The following is a 23,390-nucleotide window of genomic DNA, read 5'->3' as shown; positions in this document are numbered from 1 at the left end:
CACTTCCATAATGTGTTGTTGGATGGGGTGCATTCTCTCCCTAGTGGAAAGAGTGCAGGACTCCAGGAGGAAATGGATATGAAATCAATAATAAGTGAAGCCTTATCCAGGCATGAGGAAGCAAAAAAAGCAGAGACACAGCAGCAGAATGCGCCGGTGACAACTCCAGATGATGAGGTAATTCGTCAACTTGCAGAAAGTCTGAAAGTGAGCATAAAGATTGTTGGCTGTGGTGGCGGTGGCTGCAACACGATAAATAGGTGTGTGGAAGAAGGAATCTCTGGTGCGGAGATGTGTGCGATTAACACCGATGCAAAGCATCTCCTAGCCATAAAATCACCTAGAAAGATTTTGATCGGGCAGAGAACAACTCGAGGACTAGGTGCAGGAGCAAGACCAGAGATCGGTGAGGAAGCAGCTAGAGAGAGTGAAAACGAGATTAAGCAGTTTCTTGCAGGAGCCAACATTGTATTTGTCACAGCAGGCATGGGTGGAGGCACCGGTACTGGCTCAGCCCATTTTGTAGCGAAGCTCGCAAAGGAGATGGGTGCACTGGTGCTCGGTGTAGTCACATTACCCTTCTCTTCTGAAGGCACAGTTAGGATGGAGCAGGCAAAAGACGGGCTCGAGAGATTGAGAAGAGTATGCGACACCACGATTGTGATTTCGAACGACAAGTTACTGGAACTTGTTCCGAGGTTACCATTAGATGCTGCATTCAAAGTTGCTGATGAAATTCTGATGACTGCAATCAAGGGCATCACAGAGATTCTGACTAAGCCAGGACTTGTAAATCTTGACTATGCAGACCTGCTCACTGTGATGAAAGATGGTGGTGTTGCCCTCATTGGTCTCGGTGAGTCAGAAAAGACCACTGACAGAGTTACGGAAGCTGTGGAAATGGCACTCACATCTCCTCTGCTAGGGAACATTGACCTGAGTCAGGCACAGGGAGCACTTGTGCGAATAACTGGTGGCAGTTCAATGAGTGTAAGCGAGGCACAGAAGGCCTCTGAGCTTGTCAATTCGAAGGTTAGCAAGAGGGCAAGAATAATCTGGGGCGCATCAATTGATCCCACACTCGGAGATAAGATCCAAGTCCTGCTCATCATCACAGGTGCAAAATCACCGTCACTGTTGGGCAAGGACAAAGGCGGATATGCAGTCGGAGAAAGTGACGATACGATTGATCTGATAAGGTAAAAATTTTTACCATTCTTTTTAATTTTTCATGACTGTAAAGGACAAAGTGGGCAGGAGGAGATATGTGGTTTTCAGGCTGAGCATAGGAGGTACTGGGAACCCCAGGAAGGATGTAGAGAAACTTATCAATCAGATTCGTAAAGATTTCAAAAGTGTCCAACTGATCCAGATTAAGAACGGTTTAGGCATAATAAGGGTGCTTCATTTTGAGATGAATGGAGTAATTAACGCTCTGAATGTAAAATATCAGAATCTGAGCATAGAAACGATTGCCACAGCTGGCACGATTAAAAAAGCCAGAGAAATTATTGCGAAGAAGTGGGGAAATGCAGATTTGCGGAATTGATGAGGCTGGCCGTGGGCCAGTAATTGGTCCGTTGGTTGTGGCGGCGGTTTGTGTGCACGATGATGCAGAGCTAAAGAAATTGGGTGTGAGAGATTCAAAAAAACTCCAGAGGAAAAAAAGAGACGAACTTGCGGGATTAATTGAGAAAGTTGCCATTGTAGAAACCATTGTGCTAGAACCAAAAGAGATTGATGATCTGATGGACATTCTCAATCTGAATTACATTGAGGCAGGAATATTCGCCAAGCTGATTGACAAATTGACCCCTGATGTGGTCTATGTAGACGCTGCAGATGCAAATGAAGAGCATTTCAGACAAATGATTGATGAGCGATGCACATGGAAATGCAAAATTGTGGCAGAGCATAAGGCAGATGAGAAGTATCCTGTAGTTTCTGCGGCCTCAATAATCGCGAAGGTGAGGAGGGATGCGGCAGTGGACAAAATCAAAAAGGAAATCGGCATTGACTTTGGAAGTGGGTATCCAAGTGACCCTAGAACCGTTAAATATCTTCAAAATATCATTGCAGAGCACAGACCTTTGCCCAAATTTGTGAGAAAGCACTGGAGCACGGTTTCAAAAGTAAAAGATGAGATTTCAACTAAAAAGCTGGAGGAATTTAAATGATTGAGGAGATTTTCAACCAGATAATTCAAAAATTCAACGAGAAGGCGAGCAAGGATGCAGGTATCCAGGAAGAACTTGAAGGAATTGAACGCAAAATCCAGATTGAACTAGACGATGGTAGGGTTTATACCACATTGCTTAGGGACTGTAAGTTAACACCACTTTCTAAAGAAAGATTTGATAATCCAGACATGAGAATAATCTCAAGCGAAGCCACTATTCAGCAACTCTGGAACAGGGAAATTGGGCCCTGGAAGGCAATGGTTACTGGCAAACTGAAAATAATTGGGACTTTGGAGGACAAGGTTAGATTAAGAAAACTGCTTGGCGATTAAACGAGAAGGAAGTAGGCCACAAGCATTACTACTCCAATGAAGATGAGCAATGTGCCAACTTTGACAAGGCCACCTCTCTTAATAAAACGTAAAACTCTTTCCTTCATTTCTTCTCTACCTTTTTCTTAACTGCCTTTTTTGGTTCTTCTTTTGTAGCTGGCTTCTCTTCATACTTCAAACCGCACATGGGACAGGAATCAAGTGAACTCTCAAACACAGCGCCGCAGAGGGCACATGTTCGTCGTCCATGGTCCACAATTGCTTCCTTTTCCTCCCTGCCTTCCTTCGGTTTAGGTTTCTGCTCGGACAGAATAGTGTCTTTAGCCCTCTTTATTTCTGCCATTATCTTATCAACAGCATCTTTCTGGGATTTTGCGAGTTTTTCAGCAGCAAGCCCAGAAACATTTTTTTCAATTACATCGAGAACCCTGACAAAATCGCTTCTAAGCAGATTCTCCCTTTCTGCCAGTTTCTTTTCAACCTCTGCATTTACCCTCCTTGCAATCTCTTCCTCAGATGCCTTTAGCTTTTCCTCCATCTCCTTCAGTTCTTTTTCCACTTTCAGCACCCTGAACTTCTTAATTTTTGCTCTCTGCTCTGGGGATATTTGTGGTGCGCCTAGGGGCAGATTTTCAGTTCCGGGCTTTTCTATTTTCTTCTCAGCAGTTTCCTGCACTCTTGCTGCGCGCAACAGGGCAGAGGACTCTAAACGGGAGAGAATCTCGTTTGCCTTTTTCATGCTGGCGTCAAGTATCTGAGCCTTTCTCTTCAATTCAAGAATATTACTCGCAAACTCCCTACGGTCAATGACACCTAGAACTCGCTTCTCTGTCATCTCAGAAATCATGCTGTAAATTTTTGCACTCTCTTTTTTGAAGCCTGCCAACTTCTTGTTCGTTGCATCGAGGAGTTGCAGCCCCTCCTGAATAAGACGCTTTGCTTCAGGTGACGCTTTATCCAAAATCGCTTTGATTTGCTCTCTTGGCACATTCTCCTCAGCAAGCAAAACAAAAACTTCTGGCATCAGGGCTTCCTGAATTTCCAAGGTTTTGATAAATTTATCTGCATCTGCATACCATGAAGGAATGAAAATCAGTCCACGCCTTGTCACAAGGACATTGTCAACAGGGATCTGGAATGTACTCACTTCATTCTCTAAAACATAGCTCAAAATTTTCCCATCTTTGGATTCAACAATATCTGAAACCATGCCTAGAACTTCGCCATTTTCCTCCAAATAAACTGGTAATCCTACGACCTTTCTCTTTCCCGGCCATATAGATTCCTTCATCCTCTCAAATATTGATTGTGCCACCATAATGATCATGCTATAATCTGACTTGGTGTATATAAAATTTCTTATTTGCATTCGAGAAGTTGTATGTTGTATCCCCTCGCTTCTGCGTATGAAACATAACCTATATATTACCCCATGCTGATTTATATATTGTGCCTGGAGTTGGCGGATGGCTGACGGTGGAAGCTTTCGATTGGCATATACAAAGAAGAAGCTGGATTGGTGGGAACCCCTTACGGGTTTCTTTTCCATGAAGGCTTTTCTTTGCATGCCGAAGAAAATGCTTCCGCTGAGGAAAGTCCCCACTCCTTCAGCTAGGCCGAGATGCGCAAGCATCTATGCCGAGAGGCATGGTAAAGGTGCAGAAAAGACACAGCCAGTCCATTTCCACGCTCTGCTGTGGAAAATCTGTGAACCTCTGCAGGTGAGAAAAAGGACTGGATTTGGTGAAACTACCTTCCCGGCCGGAGCAAGCCCAAATGTGCGGAATGATTGGCTGAGGACCGCAAAGTGGGGCGCATAGTCGAATGCCATCAGAACAGAATGGGGCTTACTACCAACACCAGGCACAAAAAGGCACATTACCACTTAAAACAATCCTTTTATTTTTCCGCTCTCCTCAATATCCATTTCAAATGCCGCCGGTTTTTTTGGCAACCCGGGCATCAATGAAATTTCTCCAGTTAGAGGCACAACAAAACCACCACCAGCGGAAATTCGAAGGTCTCTCACTGTTATCTTGAAATTCTTTGGTCTTCCCAAAAGGGTAGGGTCATCACTTAAAGAATATTGTGTCTTGGCCATACAAACGGCAAGCTTGCCAAACCCATTTTCCTCTGCTTTTCTAATTGCCTCCTCTGCCTCAACAGTATAGGCCACTGTTTTCGCTCCATAAATTCGTGTTGCAATCGCCTCAATTTTTTCTTTAATTGTTAGGTCTAAGGAATAAAGAAACCTGAATCTGTTTCCCTTTTTTATCACATCAACCACTTTCTGGGCAAGCTCAATGCCTCCGGCTCCACCGCGGTCGGCTACATCCGACACTGCCGCAGGAATCCCAGCATTCTCACAGAGCCGTAAGATTGTCTCCAACTCTTTTGAGTTATCGCCCTGGAACTTGTTTATGGCTACTACCGCAGGCACACCGAACATCTGAATGTTTTCCAGGTGCTTTGAAAGATTTGCAAAACCCTTTTTGATAGCTTCAATGTTCTCGATGCTGAGATCTTTCTTAGCAACACCGCCATGCCATTTCAGGGCCTTAGCGGTAACTACTACAACTACGGCGCTGGGTACGAAACCGCCTGTTCTACAAACAATGTCAAAAAATTTTTCCGCACCAAGGTCTGAACCGAAACCAGCCTCTGTGATAAAATACTCTGACAGCTTGAGACCTAACATTGTAGATATTATGCTGCTAGAACCTGTCGCAATATTTGCAAATGGACCACCATGAACAAACGCAGGTACATGCTCAATTGTTTGCACAAGATTTGGCTTGATTGCATCCTTCAAAAGTAGTGCCATTGCACCAACTGCTTTCAGGTCTGCAGCAAAAACTGGCTTATCCTCAGTCGTATAGCCAACAATAATTTTGCCCAGCCGTTCTTTAAGGTCTGCAAGGTCCTTGGATAGGCAAAGCACAGCCATTACCTCGCTAGCTGCGGTGATGTCAAAGCAATCTTCCCTAGGAATCCCACCAAGTTTCCCCCCGAGACCTATTACCACATGTCTCAATGCCCTGTCATTCATGTCCAAAACTCTATGGAGCGTGATTTTTCTAGGGTCTATTCGGTTTGGATTCCCATAATGAAGGGCATTGTCAACAAGAGCACAAAGAAGATTGTTGGCAGCTCCAACTGCATGGATATCTCCTGTGAAATGCAGATTGATGTCCTCCATCGGAAGCACCTGTGAATAGCCAGCACCCGCAGCACCACCTTTAACCCCAAACACTGGGCCAAGCGATGGCTCTCTAATTCCCAGCATTGCTTTGTATCCTAGTTTTGCAAGTGCCTGGGCAAGTCCAATCGTGGTAGTGGTTTTACCCTCTCCTGCAGGCGTTGGATTTATTGTGGTGACTAGAACCAGTTTGCCATCTTGTTCTGCCCTTAAACTCTCAAAAATTTTGAGATTAACTTTTCCGATGTATTTTCCATAGGGTTCCAGAAATTCCTCATCTATGCCTACAATCTTAGCAATTTCTGATATTGGAAGAAGTTCCGCATTCTGGGCAATTTCAACATTAGAAAGTGACATGATACTACCCTAAAGTAAATCAAACCATTTAGTGACGACCAGTTCTCTCTCAAAGGTCTTTACATCCCTTGTTTCAAGTGTACCTGGCTCGAGGTAGAGCACACCAATTGCCTGCGAAAGCGCAATTCTATCCCTCAGGCTTTGGAGGAATCTAAGGGCCTGAGAATAGGATGTATTAGAGATTATGTATTCAATCCCAGAAATAAACACCACTGCGTTCTTGTTGCTGATAATGAAGTCCTTTACATCACTGTAAATCCCTGCAAGATTTGTGGGCTGAACTGCATAGTCATACTCCTTCTTATCTGCACCTGTGAGCCAGAGAAACCTTGTGTCAATTCCAAAATTTTTCTTGATATGTTCTGGAAACTCTCGTGTAACACAAAGCGTGGGATACCCTGCGGATATAAACTTTCTCAAGCCCTTGTAGAGTTTGGAAACATCGTTTCCTTCATAGAGATAGAATATACCTGTCTCACTAATCCCTATTTTATCAGTAGCTGGAGGAATCTGCGGAGTCACTGATGGAGTTGGAGAATATGTTGCTGCAGTGGGGGATATTTCTCTAGCAAAGTATTTTCCATCCTCTTTGATGCATTCAAATGGAATCTTCTGAATTTCGGAGATGATGCCTGCAATTGCTCCAAGCGTAAAATTAATTTCGGCATACAATTCTAGAAAGTTAATTTCAAGCACACTCCCTGATATTTTTTTGATGCTCACTTTGCAAATGCCCGTTTGTTCCATCAGCTCAGAGACAGTTTTTGGCACTTCGTCGAAGGTTGTGACAAGTTCAATACCCTCTAACACTGATTTTCCGCAACGGTAGCCAAATCTGTACATGATTTCCCTTGCTACTTCCACATCAATCTCAAGGTTAATCTCATCCGCGAGGTCTGTTATGGCACTTGCAGGCACACTTATTAACTGAACTGGCATTTTTTCTACCTCCTCAACAGGAGTTCACCCATTCGTGTAAATGCTTCATTAACGTTCACACCGGTTTTTGCACTTGTGATAAAATATGGCATTCCTTTAGTGGTTGCAAAATTTTCTATTTCCTCCAGACTCACCTGCCAGCTGGGAAGGTCTGACTTGTTAGCTAGAAGAATAGCTGGAACCTTTCCGACAGCATTGTTCAGCGATGAAATCCAGGATTCCAGTTTTTCAAATGTTTCTCTGCGTGTGATATCAAATACGAACAATGCTCCTTCGGTGCCTGAATAGTGTCCTTTGTGGAGTTCGTCGTGATACCGCTGTCCTAAGATGTCCCAGATTATTAAAATTATTTCATCCTCTCCGACCATAACCGATTTCTTAGATATCCTTGCACCAATTGTCTGGATGTAGGTTTCGTTAAAGGTATTATATACAAATCTTTGGATTAAAGCTGTTTTGCCCACTGCACCTTCTCCAAGCAGCGCTATTTTTTTGATCTCTCTCATACAGTTCACCAAATGAAGTTCATGATAAAAAGCTTTTTGCAGGAACCCTTTTCAGGGTGCTTCGCACCCCGATAAGGTTTCATCCAAAAAAAGGGTAGGTTCGGAGATGCTGAAAGCATCTCCTTGACGCAGGTTACCGTAAGGGTGTCAACCCTCGGGGGTTACCGTAAGGGGGCGTAGCCCCCTCGGGAGAAAGTATTTAATACCCTTTGTTCTTAGTTTGCCCCATGGCGATATGGCAAGGTTTACCAAAACGAAGAAAAACAGGTGCGAGAATTAGGTATGCGAGAAAGAAAAGGAAGTTTGAAATTTCCAGAGAGAGGCAGTATGCCATTGTGGGAGTACACAAAGTCAAATTTTATAGAACCAGGGGTGCGAATCGCAAGATTAGGTTGTTGGGCGTCGCGTTCGCAAATGTGGTCAATCCCGAGACAAAGGAAATAAAAAAGGTAAAGGTGCTCGGAGTGATTGAGAATCCTTCGAATCCACACTATGTGCAACGAAACATTGTCACTAAGGGCGCTAAAATTCAGACAGAACTCGGACCTGCCAAGGTTGTTTCTAGACCAGGACAACATGGTGTTGTGAACGCAATCCTCGTCAAATGATTTCTATGCTCAGGGAAAAGAAAGGATTTGTAGTAATCTACCCTGAGTACCTGGATGCGACGCTCAGCAGGAAGGAAGGAAGAAAACTCAAAAAAGAATTTTGCATCCAAAATCCAACCTTAGATAATCTTGTACATGCCCTCAAAAAGCTTCATCTGGATTATGAGATAGAGAAAGACAAACATTATCCACCTGATGCTTATCGTAAGCGTGGCAGGGTGCTCGTAAAAAAAACAGGGAGCAAACTTGAAACCCTAGAAAAAATTGCAAAGGTGCTGAGGAGTTGAGATGTACACCTTTTTCTTTGTTGGAACAGCAGGAGCTGGTAAATCCTCACTAGTGGCAGCATTCCAGCAATGGATGGATATTCATAAATATGATTCAATCATTGTGAACCTTGACCCTGGTGCAGAAGTTTTGAAATATAATCCAGACATAGACATTCGGGAATGGATAAGTATCGAAGAAATAATGCGGGAACATGAACTGGGTCCAAATGGAGCCCAAATTGTAGCTGCAGACCTTCTCGCAATGAACGTACCAGAGGTAAGAAACTACATTGAAAAGTATGGTGCGGATTATGTGCTTGTTGACACGCCAGGACAAATAGAGCTTTTTGCGTTCAGAGAGGCGAGTAAACATGTGGCTGATGGATTATCGTCAGGACATTCCATACTTGTCTATCTCCTTGAACCAACACTTGCCAAAACCCCAACTGGGCTCGTTTCTCTGTTGATGCTTGGAGCCACTATTCAATACAGATTCAAATACCCACTGGTAAATGTGCTTAGCAAGTGTGACCTTCTAACCACGGAAGAGATTGAAAAAGTGGTCTCTTGGTGTGAGGAACCCTACAGATTGTATGAATCGATTAGCAGGGATTCAAGAGTGGACGAGATCCCCGTGACTACCGAATTCTTCAAAGGCCTTGAAAACCTTGGTGTGTTCTCAAAAATTATTCCTACCTCTAGTATTGACTTGACTGGAATGGAGGATGTTTTCAATACCCTTCAGCAATCCTACATGGGCGGAGAGGACTTTGAATGAGATTTATTGCCGAGAACTCGGGCTAAACTAATGATTGCTGGGAGCAGAATCACAATGGCTGCTAGAAGGTAAATATATTCTGCTGTGAGAACAGAAACTCCATAGAAAAACAAGAGTGAAAAAACTGTACTTGTAATCGCAGTGCCTGAAACAACAATGTAGAAAACTGTTGTAGAATTGAGTTTCAGGATTTTACCGAGGATTGTAGTGACGAGTGGTCCAAAGCCCTGAAGTGGGATTAGATGAAAGAGAAACAGAAACAGTTTCCAGTCATTCCTTAAATACCTAAAAACTCTCAAACTGAGCTTATTCACCATATTGTGGACAAGGTCTATTTTCATCACACGGTTATATTGGAAAATGACCACAAGTGCTATGAATGCATCCAGAAATACTGAAAGTGCCGTGGTAAACCCCACTGCAAAAACAAGGCCATAGGTGCGAAGTATCGCAACTGAACCGAGTATCATTCCTTCCTTTGGCACAACACTTACTATGTAGAGGAAAGAAAGAGCAAGAATTGCACCTGCCTCGACCCTGAAAAGAAGAAAAAGGGTAATGATGAATAACAGAAACACAATGCCAAGTATTGTTGTTCTTACATCAAGCACCCTGTTTTTTTCTGGCTCTTTCCCTCTCATCTAACTCCTTCCATGTAATGTATGCCCTCTGAATTGCAGTTATGTGCCCCATTACAGCAAAGAAAAGCATCACAAGTTCAAGAAATGTGAAGGTGTGTGTGTATCCATAAATTGTCAGTTCAAGCCCAAAATAGTTTTGGTAAGGATTTGTGAGAAGCGTGCACTGAATCCATGGCGCAAGCACCAGAATTATCAACCTATCTGCTCTTGAAAGAAAGCCAGTATATTTTCTTCCACAGCCAACCGCTTGAGCTTGAGTCCCCATGTAACTTGCAAAAAGGACGCCGACAACAGCAAGCAACCCTATCACCGGATCACATAAACCGGTTAGCATTACTCCTCCAATAATGAAGAAATCTGCATAACGGTCCAAAACATGGTCTAAAAAGTCGCCCCTTTTACTCGCCTTCCTGCTCATCCTGGCGATTTTTCCATCTAACACATCAAAAAATCCATTGAGAAAGATAAACAGTGAGGCGAGGTTGAGGAAATACACATTTACACGAACCAGGATGAAAGAAATGAGTGCTAGAATTGAACAAAGAAAAGCTAGTACTGTCATTGAATTAGGGTCTGTATTCTCAAAGTACTTCGCAATCTTCGAAAGATATGGGTCTACCTTTTTTCTGTAATTTTCTAACATTTTCCTTCCTCTGGACCAACTTGAGGAAATCCTCGCTCCAGTTGATTTTGCCTGGTGGACATTTACCTCTACCTCTAACCATTTCCATTATCTTGTCTGCAACTTCATCGGGCTTTGTGAATGTCGTATCAATTTCTGAGACGGGTTTTCCACTCTCCAATGCCTCAATTAATATTAAATCTATTGCTTCCGCTTCAACATTCTCCCAGATTTTCTTAACCCTCCATTTCTTTCTTTTTAGGCGAGAGTAAAGCACCGTGGGAGCACAACGGAGCACCACAATTTGTGTGACACAAGAAATGAGATGTGCCAGATGCCCCTCTATAACTACATTCATCTCCATTTTTCTGCATTCCAGCTCAATTTCTTTCCCGAGTAACTCTATATCCAGTTCAAATGTATCCTCGCCTTTGATGTATGCTCCCAGGGCACCGCAGTATCTCGCAAAACTCCGAATGTCGACTATTTTTAACCCTCTCTTTCGTAATTCCTTCGCAACTGCAGTTTTCCCAGTGCCAGGTGTTCCAGTAAGCGCAATAATTTCCAATTTCTATCCCCCTTTTAATTCGGCCTCGATTTTTCTTTTACACTCCTGAACCTTCTCCTTGGACATTAGCGGTATAAGTGCAGGAACAATGTATTTTTCCACTATCATTTCCATATCTACAGGTGTGAGATTTTCTTTAGGTATCCCTGCTTTAGACACTGCTTTTCTAGTAATTATTTCGGCTAGGAAAGGCCCAATGTAATCTTCAATCGTTTTCTGCGTTTTTTCAAACACTTGTGTAGACATTTTCCCAATTAGCATCTGTAAATCGCTACATTATATAATCGTTTTGAAACCATGCTGACAGATTAAAAAATCTTAAATATGTTGGAGTTGATATGGTATCGATGGGTATGTCTGAAGAAGAGAACATGGATGAAATGAACCGTGCACTAGCAGAATTCACGAAGATTCCGGGTGTAGGCCTTTCAAAAGCAAAGAAGCTGTATGAGATGGGGTATAAAACTGTAGATGACCTGAAAAAGGCATCATTTGAGGAACTGGCAAATATAAAAGGTATCGGAGAAAGCAGGGCAACACTTATCAAAAATTATTTTGCTGAACTAGAAGAAAAGGAAAGAAAGAAAGAGGAAGCTAAAGTCGAAGGTACTAGCGAACAAGATAAGGAAATTAAGCCCGAGGGTGGAGAAACTAAGCCGGAGATTATTGGCGATGAAGAAAAGAAGGGAGAAGCGAAGCCAGAGGAAACGGTGCCCCAAGAAAAAGAAGAAGGTGCTGGGAAAGAAGAAAAAGCGGAAGAAGTTGGGAAAAAGGAAGTGACAGAAACCGAAGAAGAGATTGCAAAAATGGAAAAAGAACTAGAAGAAGTGGAGAAGGTGCTCGAAACAACGAAAGGGAAGGAAGCTAAGATTGTCTTCGAGAAGAAGGTAAAATCCAAAGAAGGTTTGATAAATGGGCTTAAGGCAAAACCCTCACCAAGGAAGACAAAGAAAATATCGCCAGGTACAAAGATTGGTGTGGCATTCTTGGCGTTACTCTTGATTTTATCATCTGTATTTGTCCTCTGGTATGCTCTTCAGCCCGCTGGTAGAATTAAGGTAGATGGTAGCCTAGAGGACTGGGAGGGTATTGCAAGATACACAGATACTCAACCCGTGTTCAACATGGACATCAACCTGAACGAATACAGTGTTTACTACGAAAACGAGCGGATATACTTTTACGGCAGGGTTTCTGGCACCTTGTTCAATGGTGCTAACAATGGCTACGATGCTTTGATAATTTTTGTGGATACAGATGCAGATTCTAACACCGGCTACAAAATAGAGAATCTGGGCGCAGATGCGAAGATTGAAGTTTCTGGTTATGCGGGTGAAATCCGCTCTGCCGTTGCCTCAAGATTCATTGAACAGAGTGCTTCCTCAAAGCCAGAATTGAATTACAGTGCCTGGGAGAATACTGGCGAGGTAAGAGCTGAGAAGACCGATAAGCTTGTTGAAGGGTATGCCAAAATTGCTGGCTTGAACAACCCAGTGAGTTTGGTGTTGATGCGACACTATGAGGGCAGTGCTTATGCAGAGAAGCGGGGCATGGCACTAGTGGGCAAAACAGAAGGAAGTTTGGTGGTTTACCAGAATTTTATTGGCAATGATGTGGTGAATGCAGATGCTGATGTTCTCGAGCTAAGACTGGTTGCAAAGGGCAAGGCGGTGCATGTGGAGAGTTTGAGCGTGGAGAATGCAAACCTGGATTTGCCGAAAAAAGATTTGGGAGTGAACGAAGAACTTACCGTGAGATGCAAGGCAAAGAGCTTGAGTGATGGTAATGCGTATGCGTTTGCAGTTTCCACCGTGGACACAAATGTCCCTTACAGAATTGTGGGCAATGGTGGAAAGGCATACTTTGGTTCTCTGCCTTCGGGCATTGTTATAGACGGTGCATTTGGTGACTGGCAGAGTGTGCAGAAAGGCGTTGATGTGTCTGGTGATGCTGATAAAAACATTGATTTGCGGGAGTATGCAAGTGCAATTGCAGGCAAGGCATACTTCTACATGGCTGTTGATGGCACAATGCTGGCTGGCTGCGAAATCCCTGTGCTTGGTGCCAGACCACCAGTGCAGCCGGGACCACCGATACCAGTGGTGATAAAAGAAAATCTTGGCATGGATGTGGCAAGAGTTTACATTGACTTGATGAACTCCACAATCAACACCTTCAATCCAGCAATGATTTCCCATGGTTATCTGATTGAGTTACAAGGGAGGAATGGGCAGGTAATCAGTGCAAAGGCATGGAAGTGGGAGAATGGTGTTAAGGCAGAGGAAATCCAGAATCCAAACATTGCTCATGGTTTGAGCGATGGGAAAATAGAGTTCAGTGTTGGGCTTGACACACTACCAGGCATTGATGGAAACTCCAAATTCTACTTTGAGATGAGTAACTGGCTCGGACAGAAGGACGCAAGCGAGATTGCGTATCTTGTGGGAAGGGAAGGTGTAAGGGTTGGCGGTGATGGAAGTTATGGTTCCACACTTCTCACGGAATTTACAGGCAGTTATAACAAGGTAGTGCTTGTGAACGACCGCTACACTTCGACCACAAAAGGTGCGTTACGGCTGGAAAATAATACAGTGGCTTACACACCTGCAGATGGAAACGGAGATGGAACACCCGACACAGATGCAAATGGAAACCTCACTGTTAGCGCCTCCGTGAACTGGGCAAATGGAACATACTATTTCAGACATTTGAGAATCACAAGCACAGGCAACATTTCTAACACAACCTCAACCCAGTATATGGTTACACTAAAAATTTATGCGGAAGTAATAGAAATTGAGGCAGGAGGCACAATCTATCTGGTAGGTAAAGGAGGAGTGGGTGGTGCTGGAGGATATTGGGCTGGTGCGGATGTTGCAGCATACCAGGGGCAGGATGGGAACACAGGGAATGCTGGAGCCCAGGGTAACAGAAACGCCAATGGTGGTGGCGGTGGAGCCGCAATTACTACCCAGGATAATAATGAAGGTGGCTCTGGTGGTGGTGGAGCTGCTCACCAGGTAAATGGAGGGGATGGAGGAATTCACGGTGAAACTAACGGTAATGGCAGTCCTGGGTATGGAGGGATTGCTTATGACACTGCTCCTAGTGCTCTTGATGTGAAACCAGGCTCTGGTGGCGGTGGCGGAGGCCGCGGCAGAGGTGCTAACGGAGCAGCTGGAGGTCGTGGTGGGGATGGTGGTGGTGCAGTTATCCTGAATGCATGGAACATTTACATTGCAGGAACGATAAATGCAAGTGGTACAAATGGCAATAATGGTTTGAATGCTGTCGATGGTGCTGGTGGTGGCGGTGGCGGCGGTGCAGGTGGCGGTGTTCTTATTGTTGGCTGTAATGTTACCGTAACCTCCTCAGCAAAAATTGATGTTTCTGGTGGAAATGGTGGCAATGGTGGAAGTTCTAGCAACAGAGGAAATGGCGGTGGCGGTGGCGGCGGTGCAGGTGCTGCTGGTGTGATCTGGATATATTATGATAATGCCGGGAATATAGACACTACTGGTTTCAGAGTTGTTAACGGAAATCCCGGTGCTGGCGGAAGTGACACAAACAATCCTCCAGGTTATCCCGGTAATCCTGCAGGTATATTACCATATCCTCCATATACCATTACCCAACAAATCTTCACTTCTCGTTTTGGTTATTCCAGTACTGGCTACTATGAATCCCCTGTTTACGATGCGGGCAGAATTGCACTCTGGCAACAACTCATATGGACACATGATACGCACTTCACAGGAACAAGCGCAGAAATTCTTGTCAGATGTGCAAACGATACTGGGAGTTTGAGCAGTACCTCATGGAGTTCCATTGCAACATATAGCGGTTCTGGAGTATCCACAACTACTGAAGCTCTTCCTTCTTCTTTCTTTGCACGCTTTTTCCAGTATAATATTACGCTCAAAACAACAAATTCACAAAATTCCTCAACAGTTTACAGTGTCTTCCTCACATGCCATAAACCAAAGCTTCTGATTGCCAACATCACATTCAATCCTCTCTTTACAATAAGCCAAAAGGTTGCCTTGTACAATAATGACACCATGCTCTTAATCTACTCCAATCTTTACCTGAATGCAAGTGGAAATTCATACTCCACTGGCCCAGTCACCATTAACCCAGGGCAATGGCTCGAAATTTCTGTAGGGGTAGGCTTCTTCAAATCCATAGCAACCTCCGGAGATTACCTATTCCTCAACGACACTACATCAGGCATTGCAGGCAAAGCACCCAATGGTATAGTGGACTTCGTGAACTGGACAGATGCAAAGGGCAATCCTCCGCCTTCAGACGGTGGCATCGCCGCAGCCAATCTTGAGTGGAACGATGGACCAGTGAATTTAAATGGATTTGACATAACAACCGATGAAGGGATAAATCGCACCCAGAGCACTGGTGTGCCTGATGATAATGACGAGTATAAGGACTGGGTGACGACATCAGAACAGAGTTTGATTGTGCTGCTAAGTTTGCCGTTACTGCTTGTAATAATATTGCGGCATCGCAGAAAACGCAAACTGTAACTATTATATACCCATAATGCAATACAGGATTGGATGTTGAGGAACAGGAAAGGCGCCTTAGAGGGACTTCCCCTCTACCTGCTGATCATGGTTATAATAATTGCTCTGGGCACAGGGATTATCTGGGGATATCTCCAGTACTTTAATAAACCCAATCTGAAAACCCTTGTAGTAGAGCCAAAGCAGATTCCAAACAACATCCAGAGCACAATTGAATTCTGGGCTTATGACAACAAGAACTCCCCACTCCAGGATGTGGTGATTGAGTTGAAGGGCGTGAATGTAATCAACGCTGATAAAATCACAAGAACAGATGCCAAGGGCTATGCAAAAGTGACAATCACGCCAGTTATAGATGGCTACGAGGACTCGGGCAGCATCAGGGTGACTGCAACCTACACAGGTGGCACAGCACCCCAGGAACTTCATGAAACGATTGTAGTTGTGAGGTGAAAAAAATGAGAAAGAGATTAACAAAGAAAGGTGTGCTCGATCTGCCAATGCGGCTATTGATAATTATGGTCATCCTTGGGATCACTATTCCAATCATTATTGGTGGATTCATGTACTTCACGAGAATCCAGAAGGAAAATCAGCTTGATGCAAGAATTAACGAATTGAAAATGCAGATTATCCAGGTCTACAGAGGCGGTGAAAACACAGATATTCGTGTGGACATAGAATTTCCTGCGGAAACCGCATACATACACATTGGTGGCTCTCTCAGTGGCTCAGACGAAAAATACCGCATTGAATACAAGATCTATGCCACAATAAGAAGTTATGCGGTGCTGGATGGTGCCAAGAACATTCCAATGTGCTCTGATACGGGCGGCACCCTTGAGATTGGGGGTGCAAAGTACGCCTTGAGCTTGAAAAAACTGACATACCCGAACGACATTGACGGCGACGGCTCTTACCCTGACTTTTATGTTCAAATAAAGGTGCTTCCGGTGTGAACATGTGGGAGTTCGTCTCTTCAAAAGTTGTGGTCACAGCGACTGTGCTTATCCTGATTTCAGTTGCAGTGGGGTTCTTTTTGAACCAGCGAGAAACAAACTACACCTACACTGAGATGAATAATGTGGTCAATGTGATTGGAAATGGCGTGAATGACATGATTTCAATTCAGGCAGATGCAAACATGACCTTTACCTACGATACAAAAGCACCGTTTGGCACCCACCTGCCTGGTTTAATCAATGGCAAAGCCTACAAACTTGAATTTACGAAAGACCAGGTAGTGTTAAGGCGAGAGAATGCCGCCGTCTCATTCAAATTTGCGGCTAAAATTCATCTTTGGAAATGGACAATTTTGACACCAGAACCAACAAAAAGTGATATTTATATCCAGGACACAAATCACCCTTCGCTAACTCTCGATTCTGGCAAAGATTTCATTGTGGAAACCAAGAGATTGCTAGTAGATGGAGAATATCAATACCACACTTTTCTCTATGCTAAGTAATCTCCCTAACTTCCTTTACCATCATAAGCGGATAATCCATCTCCTCAATATGTTTCATCTCTGCAATGACTTCCACATTCTCGTAGTGTATCACGAGGAGAACCTGGAGCATGCTTCCTGTTAGCGTCAGATAGTCATATTCGTCTCGCTTTGTGCGAAGTTTTTCCTTCCGAATCTGGACCTTCACATCCTTGACGAATGGCTGGATTCTGACTCCATTCTCTATTGCCTTCTCAAGCGATTCCACATTTTCCATGCTCACAGGTGTGCCAACAAACTGATGATATACAGTTGCCAGCTTGATTCCTGCCTCAAAGCATGCTCTTTCTCTTGCGTTGCAGTTGAAATACTTCTTAGCCCTGTCCATTTTTATTCCCCCTTCTCAAAATCAATGGCGAACCGAGTATGTAGATTAGCAGTAACCCCAGGGAAAGCACTGCATTCCCGACAGCAAACCAGTGAATTTGGAATTTAATCCCGATGAGGGTGAAAAAAATGCAGATGCCGGCAAATGCGCTGAGCCAGAGATATAAACCCTTCCTTGCCTTTGGATACTCAATGTCAGTTATCATCAGGAAAGCAAAACCACACATGGGCAAAAGCACAAGAAGATGGTTCTCACTGAAAACCCCAGCAGGACCAAAGAGGAGCGAGAGTGCTACGCCTGTCATTGCAGCTGCAGGTGTCGGCAGTCCATAGAATACAGGGGCTTTGTAACCACTTAAACTGAATTTTATGAGCCGCATCAAGCCGAAGAACGCAATAAGGCAGGATGCAAGCACTGAAAGAAAATTCTGGAAATCCACAAAAGCACTGCCTCGCTGAAGCGAGTAGAATTGATGGTAGAGCAGGAAGGCTGGTGCAAAGCAGAAGGAAATCGTGTCTGAAATTGAATCCAGAAATCTGCCGGCGTTGTGCTTAGAAGGAAATTTTCTCGCAAGATAGCCATCCAGACCATCCAGCATTGCCCCGCATAGTATGAAAAGACACGCAGCCAGAAAGTTTCTGTCCAGTGTGTAGATTATTGCAAAGAAGCCACACATTCCATTTCCAAGCGTGGCAAGGTCCGCAACCGAGATTTTAGTTATCCACCGCATCCTTCCATACCCCTATTGTGGTTTCTCCAGCTTTTACCTTTTCACCTTTTTTCACCTGAAGCACAGCATCTGGTGGAAGATAGAGTTCAACCCTTGAGCCGAAAAAGATGATGCCAATTCTCTCGCCTTTCTTTACCACATCTCCTGGCTTCACATAGGTGGAGATTCTTCTGGCAAAGATTCCTGCAATTTGAACAATTCTCAAGCGCCCGTGTCTTGTTTCCAGCTCAATTACTGCATGCTCGTTCTCTCTCACCTTGCTTCCGAACGCAACTCCGTGTTTTCCAGGAAAATGTTTCACACTAAGAATTTTACCCTGCTCAGGAGAACGGTTCACATGCACATCATGCACATTCATGAAAATACTTAGAAACTTGCCACCATCACGCTCGCAAGCATCGGTGACAACACCGTCAGCAGGAGACACAATGCCGTCGCCAATTTTTCGCTCAGGGTCTCTGAAGAACCAGGCAAAGAATAGGAGTGCAATAAAGAAAACAAGTGCCAATCCTGTGAAAAATTGCCAGAAAATTCCAAGAACCATCGTAATTGAAGCAATGAGGGCAAGCCCACACAGAACGCTTTTGCCTGCACTTGCAAACATCGGGCATGAATACTTGCAACTGTATTTATTGGTTGTGGGCTACCGCCTCAATAAATGTTATATCCCCTCTCTGTTTCCCTTTGGATGTGGGAACATGGCGAATGCAGTGTTCAACGAAGTTAAGGCAAGAAAACATCCTGAACTGGAAAAAGAAATTCTCTCATTCTGGGAAAGGGAAAACATTGAAAAAAAAGTAAGGGAAAAGATGAAAGGCGGCAAGATTTTTGTTTTTTGCGAGGGCCCGCCCACAGCCAACGGCATGCCCCACATAGGACATGTGCTCACCAGAACTTCGAAGGACGCCTTTCTCCGCTACAAAGTGATGAATGGTTATGAAATTTTTCCCTACAAAGCGGGCTGGGATTGTCATGGTTTGCCTGTGGAAATTGAGGTGGAAAAAGAATTGAAAATCTCTGGGAAAAAGAAAATTCTGGAGTTTGGAATTGATAACTTTAATGCCAGATGCAAGGCATCTGTGTTCAAATACAAATCTCTCTGGGAGGCAATGAGTAAGCGGATGGCATTCTGGCTGGATTATGAGCATCCTTACATCACCATGGATGATGCCTACATAGAGAGCGTGTGGTGGTCGCTGAAGGAACTCTGGAAACGAAATTTGTTGGAAAAATCATATTACATTGTGCCTTACTGTCCCCGCTGTGGAACCCCACTTTCAAGCCACGAAGTGGCTCAGGGCTATGAGACAGCAAAAGACCCTTCCATTTATGTGAAGTTTAAAGTGCTGGAAGAGGATACTTTCTTTCTCGTCTGGACAACTACACCATGGACATTACTGTCTAACCTCTTGCTTGCGGTTAAGCCAGATGTGGATTATCTGTTGGTTGAGAAGGACGGCGAGAAATACTACATTGCAGAGGCACTCGCCACACAAGTCCTTGGTGATTTTGAAACGATTAAAAAAGTAAAGGGCAGTGATTTGTTGGGAAAGAGATACGAACCACTTTATCCCTATGGGAAAAAGCTGGGAAAAGTGCATTATGTAGCTGCTGGTGATTTTGTTGGTACTGAGGAAGGCACAGGCATTGTCCACATTGCTCCCGCTTATGGTCTTGACGACTACGAACTTTGCAAGAAGGAAAATGTGCCCTTGCTCAATCTTGTTGATGAGACAGGAAAATTCATTGAAAGCGTTGAGAACTATGCAGGAATGTTTGTGAAGGATGCAGATAAGCAAATTATTCAGGAATTGAAGGAACGAGGGATTCTTTACAAAGCAGGAACGGTAGAACACACTTACCCATTCTGCTGGCGCTGTGATTCGCCACTGCTCTACTATGCGTTAAACACATGGTTTATAAGAACCTCAAAGTTGCGAGAACGCCTTATTGCTAACAATGAGCTCATAAACTGGGTGCCTGAACATCTGAAACATGGACGATTTGGCAATTTCCTTGAGGAGGTGAAGGACTGGGCATTAAGCAGAAACCGTTTCTGGGGCACACCATTGCCCATCTGGCGCTGCAAATGTGGGCATGAGATATGCATTGGCTCGAAGAAAGAACTGGAGGAGCTTGCTGTCGAACCCCTGCCTCCTAATTTTGAACTCCATAGACCATTTGTTGACAATGTTAAGATTAAATGTGAGAAGTGCGGCGATTTGATGAAACGGGAGGAGTATGTAATTGATGGCTGGTATGATTCTGGTAGTGCCCCATTTGCCCAACTCCACTATCCTTTTGAAAACAAAGAACTGTTCGAAACGCGGCGACCTGTTGAATTCATAAGCGAGGCATTAGACCAAACAAGGGGCTGGTTCTACACGCTCCACGCCGTAAGTACCCTGCTGTTTGACATGCCTGCATACAAGAATGTGGTTTGCCTCGGCCTAATCCTGGATGACAAAGGCCAGAAGATGTCAAAGAGCAAGGGGAATGCTGTGGAGCCAATGGCTGCCTTTGAGAAAATGGGTGCGGATGTGATCAGGTTTTACTTCTATCTAACACCGCTCTGGAACACAAGTAGGTTTTCTGAAGCAATGGTGAATGCAACAGCAGGAAAGATGTTCAATACATTGATGAATGTCTATTCCTTCTTTGTGTCTAACGCAAATGTGGATGGTTTTGTGCCTGCTGGCAGAGAACCCAAGGACTTGCTTGATGTCTGGTTGATTTCAAGATTGTACAGCACGGTTAAGGCAGTGCGTGAGGGCTTTGACACTTACAATGTTCACATTGGAGCAAGAGCTATTGAATCGCTTGTTTCGGACATCAGCAACTGGTATCTGCGGCTTTCAAGAAGAAGGTTCTGGGAAGACACGGATTCAAAAATTGAGGGCTATGAGACACTTTACACAGCGCTCACAACTCTTGCAAAATTGCTCGCACCTCTGGCACCATTTACAGCAGAAGAAATTTATCAGAATCTGGTGCGAAATGTGAAGAAAGAGGCACCTGAGAGCGTCCACCTCTGCGAATTTCCAGTTGTGGATGAGAGCAAAATCAAGCCGGAAATTGAGATGCAGATGCAGAAGGTGATGGAACTTGCAGAGGTGGGAAGAAACCTGCGGCAGAGCAAGGGCATAAAGTTGAGACAGCCACTTTCAGAACTCTTTGTTGTGGCTTCTGCAGAGGAGACAAAGGCACTTGAGCCCTACATCCAGTATCTTGCTGAAGAACTGAATGTGAAGAAAGCAATGCTCTCAGAGACAGTGCCTGCTGGTGATGCTTACATTACAGGAGAGCATGAGAACTTTAAGATTGTGCTCAACATCCAGATTGATGAAAAACTGAAGTATGAGGGATTAGCAAGGGAAGTGGTGCGACGGATTCAAACCCTGCGGAAAGCCCTCAACCTTGAATACACCCAGAAAATTGAGACGGGCTATGAGGCCTCGCCTGAAATCGAGAAGGCAATAGAGGTTTTCAGGGACTACATCATGCACGAAACTCTTTCAGATAAACTAGAGAAAGGTGAAAATTCTGGCAAAATGGAAAAATGGAAAATTCAGGAGATGGAATTAGCCATCTGGGTAAAGCCGTTATGAACCCCACAGTGCACTGAAATATTCCTCGTATTTCTGTGCCAGCTTCTCATCTGTAATCGCCACATTTGCCTCATGGTTCTTATTGACCGCAGAATAACTCCAGTTTGTAGAACCAACAATCACAGTTTTGGAATCAATTATTATGAGTTTTGTGTGGGTGGTGATGCTTGGAGAGTCAAATTTCACATGCACTCCATTGTTCATCAGATACTGGGCTGTGAGTGTGTTGTTGCTCGTTATCATCTGATTAGAGGGGTCCGTGTCCAAGAATACCTTCACATCCAGTCCTGCCTTAGCTTTTGCCACAAGAATGTTCACGAGGTTCTTTATTTCGTTGGTATCCTCATACCAGAAAACCACATACATTGTCATGTGAATACTTTTGTTTGCACTCTGTAGTAAGTCAAATGCCGCCTGGTAATACTGCCTGTCGTTCATCACAATTGCAGTGTAGTTTTCAGGCAAATTCGTGGTCTCTGGCCTGTTAAGGCTAGCAAGGTACTGGGCAACGATGAAGCCTGCTACAAAGCAGAGCAACATGAGCAAACCATAGATTTTTCGCATGTGGGGAGAAAAGGCCTTGAGGTATATGAGGTTAAGGTTATCCTAAGGTAGCCGCATGAGGCGGCTTAATTGTTCCCCATGGGATTAACTACTACAAATAGTTAATCTTCCGAAATCCTTATATACTCATTGAAGTATAGCATAAATAGAGCGTAAAAACAAGCACTCTCTCTTAAAATCACGCTGCACTCATCACCCCTACACTTTTTATTTTTTTGCAGTGTTTGATACAAAGACCTGACTCTGTGAATACACCGATAGTTTTTAATCGGAGCGGTGCCTAAACCGGATTGATGGAGTTCAACCCATACGCAATCCCGCCAATTCTGTCAATGATAATCCACATATTCCTCCTAATCTATCTTATGGCTTACACTAAATCCAGAAATATAAAGAAGGCATTCGCACCCTTTTTTATATCAGCAGTAATATGGGCAGGTGCAGAATCTGTGTTGCGATGGTTTGTAGTTACTGAAGAAAATTATAGAATGCTTTGGTGTTACCCTTATGCACTGCTCATGGCGAAAATTATGGCTCTTGGTGTGACTGCACTCATATTATCAGGGGTCTATCTTTCTTTCCTTTATCCAATGAGAAGAGTTGCTGAAAAACAGGAAAAAATCCTTGCTTCCATACTTGCTTTGGGTTTAGCCATTATTGCTCCAATTACCTTCTTTACACCCGCTATGGTAGAAGATGTGATGTATTATTGGGCTGGCTATGGCACTGACTTTGGGGATTTGCTCACATATCTGCTACCTATTATATTCATAATCTCACTGGTCATTTTCTATAACTTCTATTACTCATATACCCATGCAAAAACAAAAGTTGAGAAAAAGCAGATACAACTTTTAGCTCTCGGTGCTGCACTGTTCGCTATCACGGCGATTCCAACAGGAATACTGCCAGAGTACATGCCGAACAAAAGTTTTATCATACCCGGGATGCCAGCAGGCAATTTCTACATAATCTTCCTTGACATTTTCCTGCTTTATGGAGCTGCAAAATACAAATTGTTCACAGTTGAGGCAGTTGTGGAAAATGGTGTCAAGGATATGCCAATGCCAGAAACTGCGAAAACCATAGAGCCAGGCGATGTAGTGCTCGTTG

At 44.0% G+C, this 23,390-nt stretch carries 25 protein-coding genes and 1 other RNA gene; 14 read left to right on the top strand and 12 right to left on the bottom strand.

Annotated elements, in window-relative coordinates; genetic code table 11:
• Positions 1-78: 78 nt before the first annotated feature.
• From ftsZ to QXD64_00115, 4 genes are read left to right on the top strand one after another with little or no spacing between them, the layout of a single operon-like run.
• Positions 79-1,203, top strand: a complete 1,125-nt coding sequence (ftsZ, locus tag QXD64_00130) for a cell division protein FtsZ (GenBank protein ID MEM3395726.1) — start codon at positions 79-81, stop codon at positions 1,201-1,203.
• Positions 1,204-1,231: 28 nt separating this feature from the next.
• On the top strand, positions 1,232-1,549 hold the full coding sequence (locus QXD64_00125) for a hypothetical protein (GenBank protein MEM3395725.1): 318 nt from the start codon (positions 1,232-1,234) through the stop codon (positions 1,547-1,549).
• Positions 1,530-2,177, top strand: a complete 648-nt coding sequence (rnhB, locus tag QXD64_00120; protein ID MEM3395724.1) for a ribonuclease HII — start codon at positions 1,530-1,532, stop codon at positions 2,175-2,177. The genes QXD64_00125 and rnhB overlap by 20 nt, the downstream gene beginning before the upstream one ends.
• Positions 2,174-2,512, top strand: a complete 339-nt coding sequence (locus QXD64_00115; protein ID MEM3395723.1) for an SCP2 sterol-binding domain-containing protein — start codon at positions 2,174-2,176, stop codon at positions 2,510-2,512. The genes rnhB and QXD64_00115 overlap by 4 nt, the downstream gene beginning before the upstream one ends.
• 103 nt (positions 2,513-2,615) lie before the next feature.
• Here the strand turns inward: QXD64_00115 and QXD64_00110 are convergent, their stop codons facing one another.
• Positions 2,616-3,830, bottom strand: coding sequence for a PRC-barrel domain-containing protein (locus QXD64_00110; protein MEM3395722.1), 1,215 nt, complete (start codon positions 3,828-3,830; stop codon positions 2,616-2,618).
• Between the two features lie 136 nt (positions 3,831-3,966).
• Here QXD64_00110 and rnpB point away from each other — a divergent pair.
• Positions 3,967-4,374, top strand: an RNA gene (rnpB, locus tag QXD64_00105) — RNase P RNA component.
• A gap of 23 nt (positions 4,375-4,397) precedes the next feature.
• Here the strand turns inward: rnpB and QXD64_00100 are convergent.
• The 3 genes from QXD64_00100 to QXD64_00090 are packed head-to-tail and all read right to left on the bottom strand — an operon-like array spanning position 4,398 to position 7,513.
• A complete protein-coding gene (locus QXD64_00100) occupies positions 4,398-6,068 on the bottom strand; it encodes a formate--tetrahydrofolate ligase (protein ID MEM3395721.1) in 1,671 nt (556 codons plus the stop codon).
• A gap of 9 nt (positions 6,069-6,077) precedes the next feature.
• On the bottom strand, positions 6,078-7,007 hold the full coding sequence (locus QXD64_00095; GenBank protein ID MEM3395720.1) for a DUF835 domain-containing protein: 930 nt from the start codon (positions 7,005-7,007) through the stop codon (positions 6,078-6,080).
• 5 nt (positions 7,008-7,012) lie between these two features.
• Positions 7,013-7,513 (bottom strand): Rab family GTPase, encoded by a 501-nt coding sequence (locus tag QXD64_00090; protein MEM3395719.1) that lies wholly within the window; start codon positions 7,511-7,513, stop codon positions 7,013-7,015.
• 227 nt (positions 7,514-7,740) lie between these two features.
• Between QXD64_00090 and QXD64_00085 the strand changes: the two genes are divergently transcribed.
• From QXD64_00085 to QXD64_00075, 3 genes are read left to right on the top strand one after another with little or no spacing between them, the layout of a single operon-like run.
• Positions 7,741-8,121, top strand: a complete 381-nt coding sequence (locus tag QXD64_00085; protein ID MEM3395718.1) for a 30S ribosomal protein S8e — start codon at positions 7,741-7,743, stop codon at positions 8,119-8,121.
• Between the two features lie 5 nt (positions 8,122-8,126).
• Positions 8,127-8,408, top strand: coding sequence for a signal recognition particle subunit SRP19/SEC65 family protein (locus QXD64_00080; GenBank protein ID MEM3395717.1), 282 nt, complete (start codon positions 8,127-8,129; stop codon positions 8,406-8,408).
• A gap of 1 nt (position 8,409) precedes the next feature.
• On the top strand, positions 8,410-9,168 hold the full coding sequence (locus QXD64_00075) for an ATP/GTP-binding protein (GenBank protein ID MEM3395716.1): 759 nt from the start codon (positions 8,410-8,412) through the stop codon (positions 9,166-9,168).
• Here the strand turns inward: QXD64_00075 and QXD64_00070 are convergent.
• From QXD64_00070 to QXD64_00055, 4 genes are read right to left on the bottom strand one after another with little or no spacing between them, the layout of a single operon-like run.
• Complete coding sequence (locus QXD64_00070; protein ID MEM3395715.1) at positions 9,141-9,809, bottom strand: hypothetical protein; 669 nt, start codon at positions 9,807-9,809, stop codon at positions 9,141-9,143. The two genes, QXD64_00075 and QXD64_00070, sit on opposite strands and share 28 nt — an antisense overlap.
• Positions 9,772-10,452 (bottom strand): CDP-alcohol phosphatidyltransferase family protein, encoded by a 681-nt coding sequence (locus QXD64_00065; GenBank protein ID MEM3395714.1) that lies wholly within the window; start codon positions 10,450-10,452, stop codon positions 9,772-9,774. The genes QXD64_00070 and QXD64_00065 overlap by 38 nt, the downstream gene beginning before the upstream one ends.
• Positions 10,391-10,999, bottom strand: a complete 609-nt coding sequence (locus QXD64_00060; protein MEM3395713.1) for an adenylate kinase family protein — start codon at positions 10,997-10,999, stop codon at positions 10,391-10,393. Before QXD64_00060 ends, QXD64_00065 begins: the two co-directional genes overlap by 62 nt.
• 3 nt (positions 11,000-11,002) lie before the next feature.
• Positions 11,003-11,245: a hypothetical protein gene (locus tag QXD64_00055; protein ID MEM3395712.1), complete on the bottom strand. Its 243-nt coding sequence runs from the start codon at positions 11,243-11,245 to the stop codon at positions 11,003-11,005.
• A 107-nt stretch (positions 11,246-11,352) separates the two neighbouring features.
• On the opposite strand from QXD64_00055, the gene QXD64_00050 reads away from it, so the two are divergent.
• The 4 genes from QXD64_00050 to QXD64_00035 are packed head-to-tail and all read left to right on the top strand — an operon-like array spanning position 11,353 to position 17,008.
• A complete protein-coding gene (locus QXD64_00050; GenBank protein MEM3395711.1) occupies positions 11,353-15,540 on the top strand; it encodes a helix-hairpin-helix domain-containing protein in 4,188 nt (1,395 codons plus the stop codon).
• 33 nt (positions 15,541-15,573) lie between these two features.
• Positions 15,574-15,993, top strand: a complete 420-nt coding sequence (locus tag QXD64_00045; GenBank protein MEM3395710.1) for a hypothetical protein — start codon at positions 15,574-15,576, stop codon at positions 15,991-15,993.
• Between the two features lie 5 nt (positions 15,994-15,998).
• Positions 15,999-16,499, top strand: coding sequence for a hypothetical protein (locus QXD64_00040; GenBank protein MEM3395709.1), 501 nt, complete (start codon positions 15,999-16,001; stop codon positions 16,497-16,499).
• A 2-nt stretch (positions 16,500-16,501) separates the two neighbouring features.
• Complete coding sequence (locus tag QXD64_00035) at positions 16,502-17,008, top strand: hypothetical protein (protein ID MEM3395708.1); 507 nt, start codon at positions 16,502-16,504, stop codon at positions 17,006-17,008.
• Here QXD64_00035 and QXD64_00030 read toward each other — a convergent pair.
• The 3 genes from QXD64_00030 to QXD64_00020 are packed head-to-tail and all read right to left on the bottom strand — an operon-like array spanning position 17,001 to position 18,709.
• A complete protein-coding gene (locus tag QXD64_00030) occupies positions 17,001-17,375 on the bottom strand; it encodes a dihydroneopterin aldolase family protein (GenBank protein ID MEM3395707.1) in 375 nt (124 codons plus the stop codon). The genes QXD64_00035 and QXD64_00030 overlap by 8 nt on opposite strands.
• On the bottom strand, positions 17,362-18,105 hold the full coding sequence (gene pssA / locus QXD64_00025; protein MEM3395706.1) for a CDP-diacylglycerol--serine O-phosphatidyltransferase: 744 nt from the start codon (positions 18,103-18,105) through the stop codon (positions 17,362-17,364). The genes QXD64_00030 and pssA overlap by 14 nt, the downstream gene beginning before the upstream one ends.
• On the bottom strand, positions 18,089-18,709 hold the full coding sequence (locus QXD64_00020) for a phosphatidylserine decarboxylase (GenBank protein ID MEM3395705.1): 621 nt from the start codon (positions 18,707-18,709) through the stop codon (positions 18,089-18,091). The genes pssA and QXD64_00020 overlap by 17 nt, the downstream gene beginning before the upstream one ends.
• A gap of 94 nt (positions 18,710-18,803) precedes the next feature.
• Between QXD64_00020 and ileS the strand changes: the two genes are divergently transcribed.
• Positions 18,804-21,713 (top strand): isoleucine--tRNA ligase, encoded by a 2,910-nt coding sequence (gene ileS, locus QXD64_00015; GenBank protein MEM3395704.1) that lies wholly within the window; start codon positions 18,804-18,806, stop codon positions 21,711-21,713.
• On the opposite strand, the gene QXD64_00010 is transcribed toward ileS, so the two are convergent.
• Positions 21,708-22,277, bottom strand: a complete 570-nt coding sequence (locus QXD64_00010) for a phospholipase D-like domain-containing protein (protein MEM3395703.1) — start codon at positions 22,275-22,277, stop codon at positions 21,708-21,710. The two genes, ileS and QXD64_00010, sit on opposite strands and share 6 nt — an antisense overlap.
• A gap of 293 nt (positions 22,278-22,570) precedes the next feature.
• On the opposite strand from QXD64_00010, the gene QXD64_00005 reads away from it, so the two are divergent.
• Positions 22,571-23,390: hypothetical protein (locus QXD64_00005; GenBank protein MEM3395702.1), on the top strand; the 820-nt coding region annotated here is incomplete at its 3' end.

It is taken from the genome of Thermoplasmata archaeon, assembly GCA_038874435.1.
In the GTDB taxonomy this organism is placed as follows: Archaea; Thermoplasmatota; Thermoplasmata; order Lutacidiplasmatales; family SKW197; genus SKW197.
The sequence above is the reverse complement of the archived record's forward strand: the minus strand, read 5'-3'. Positions and strand labels throughout refer to the sequence as shown.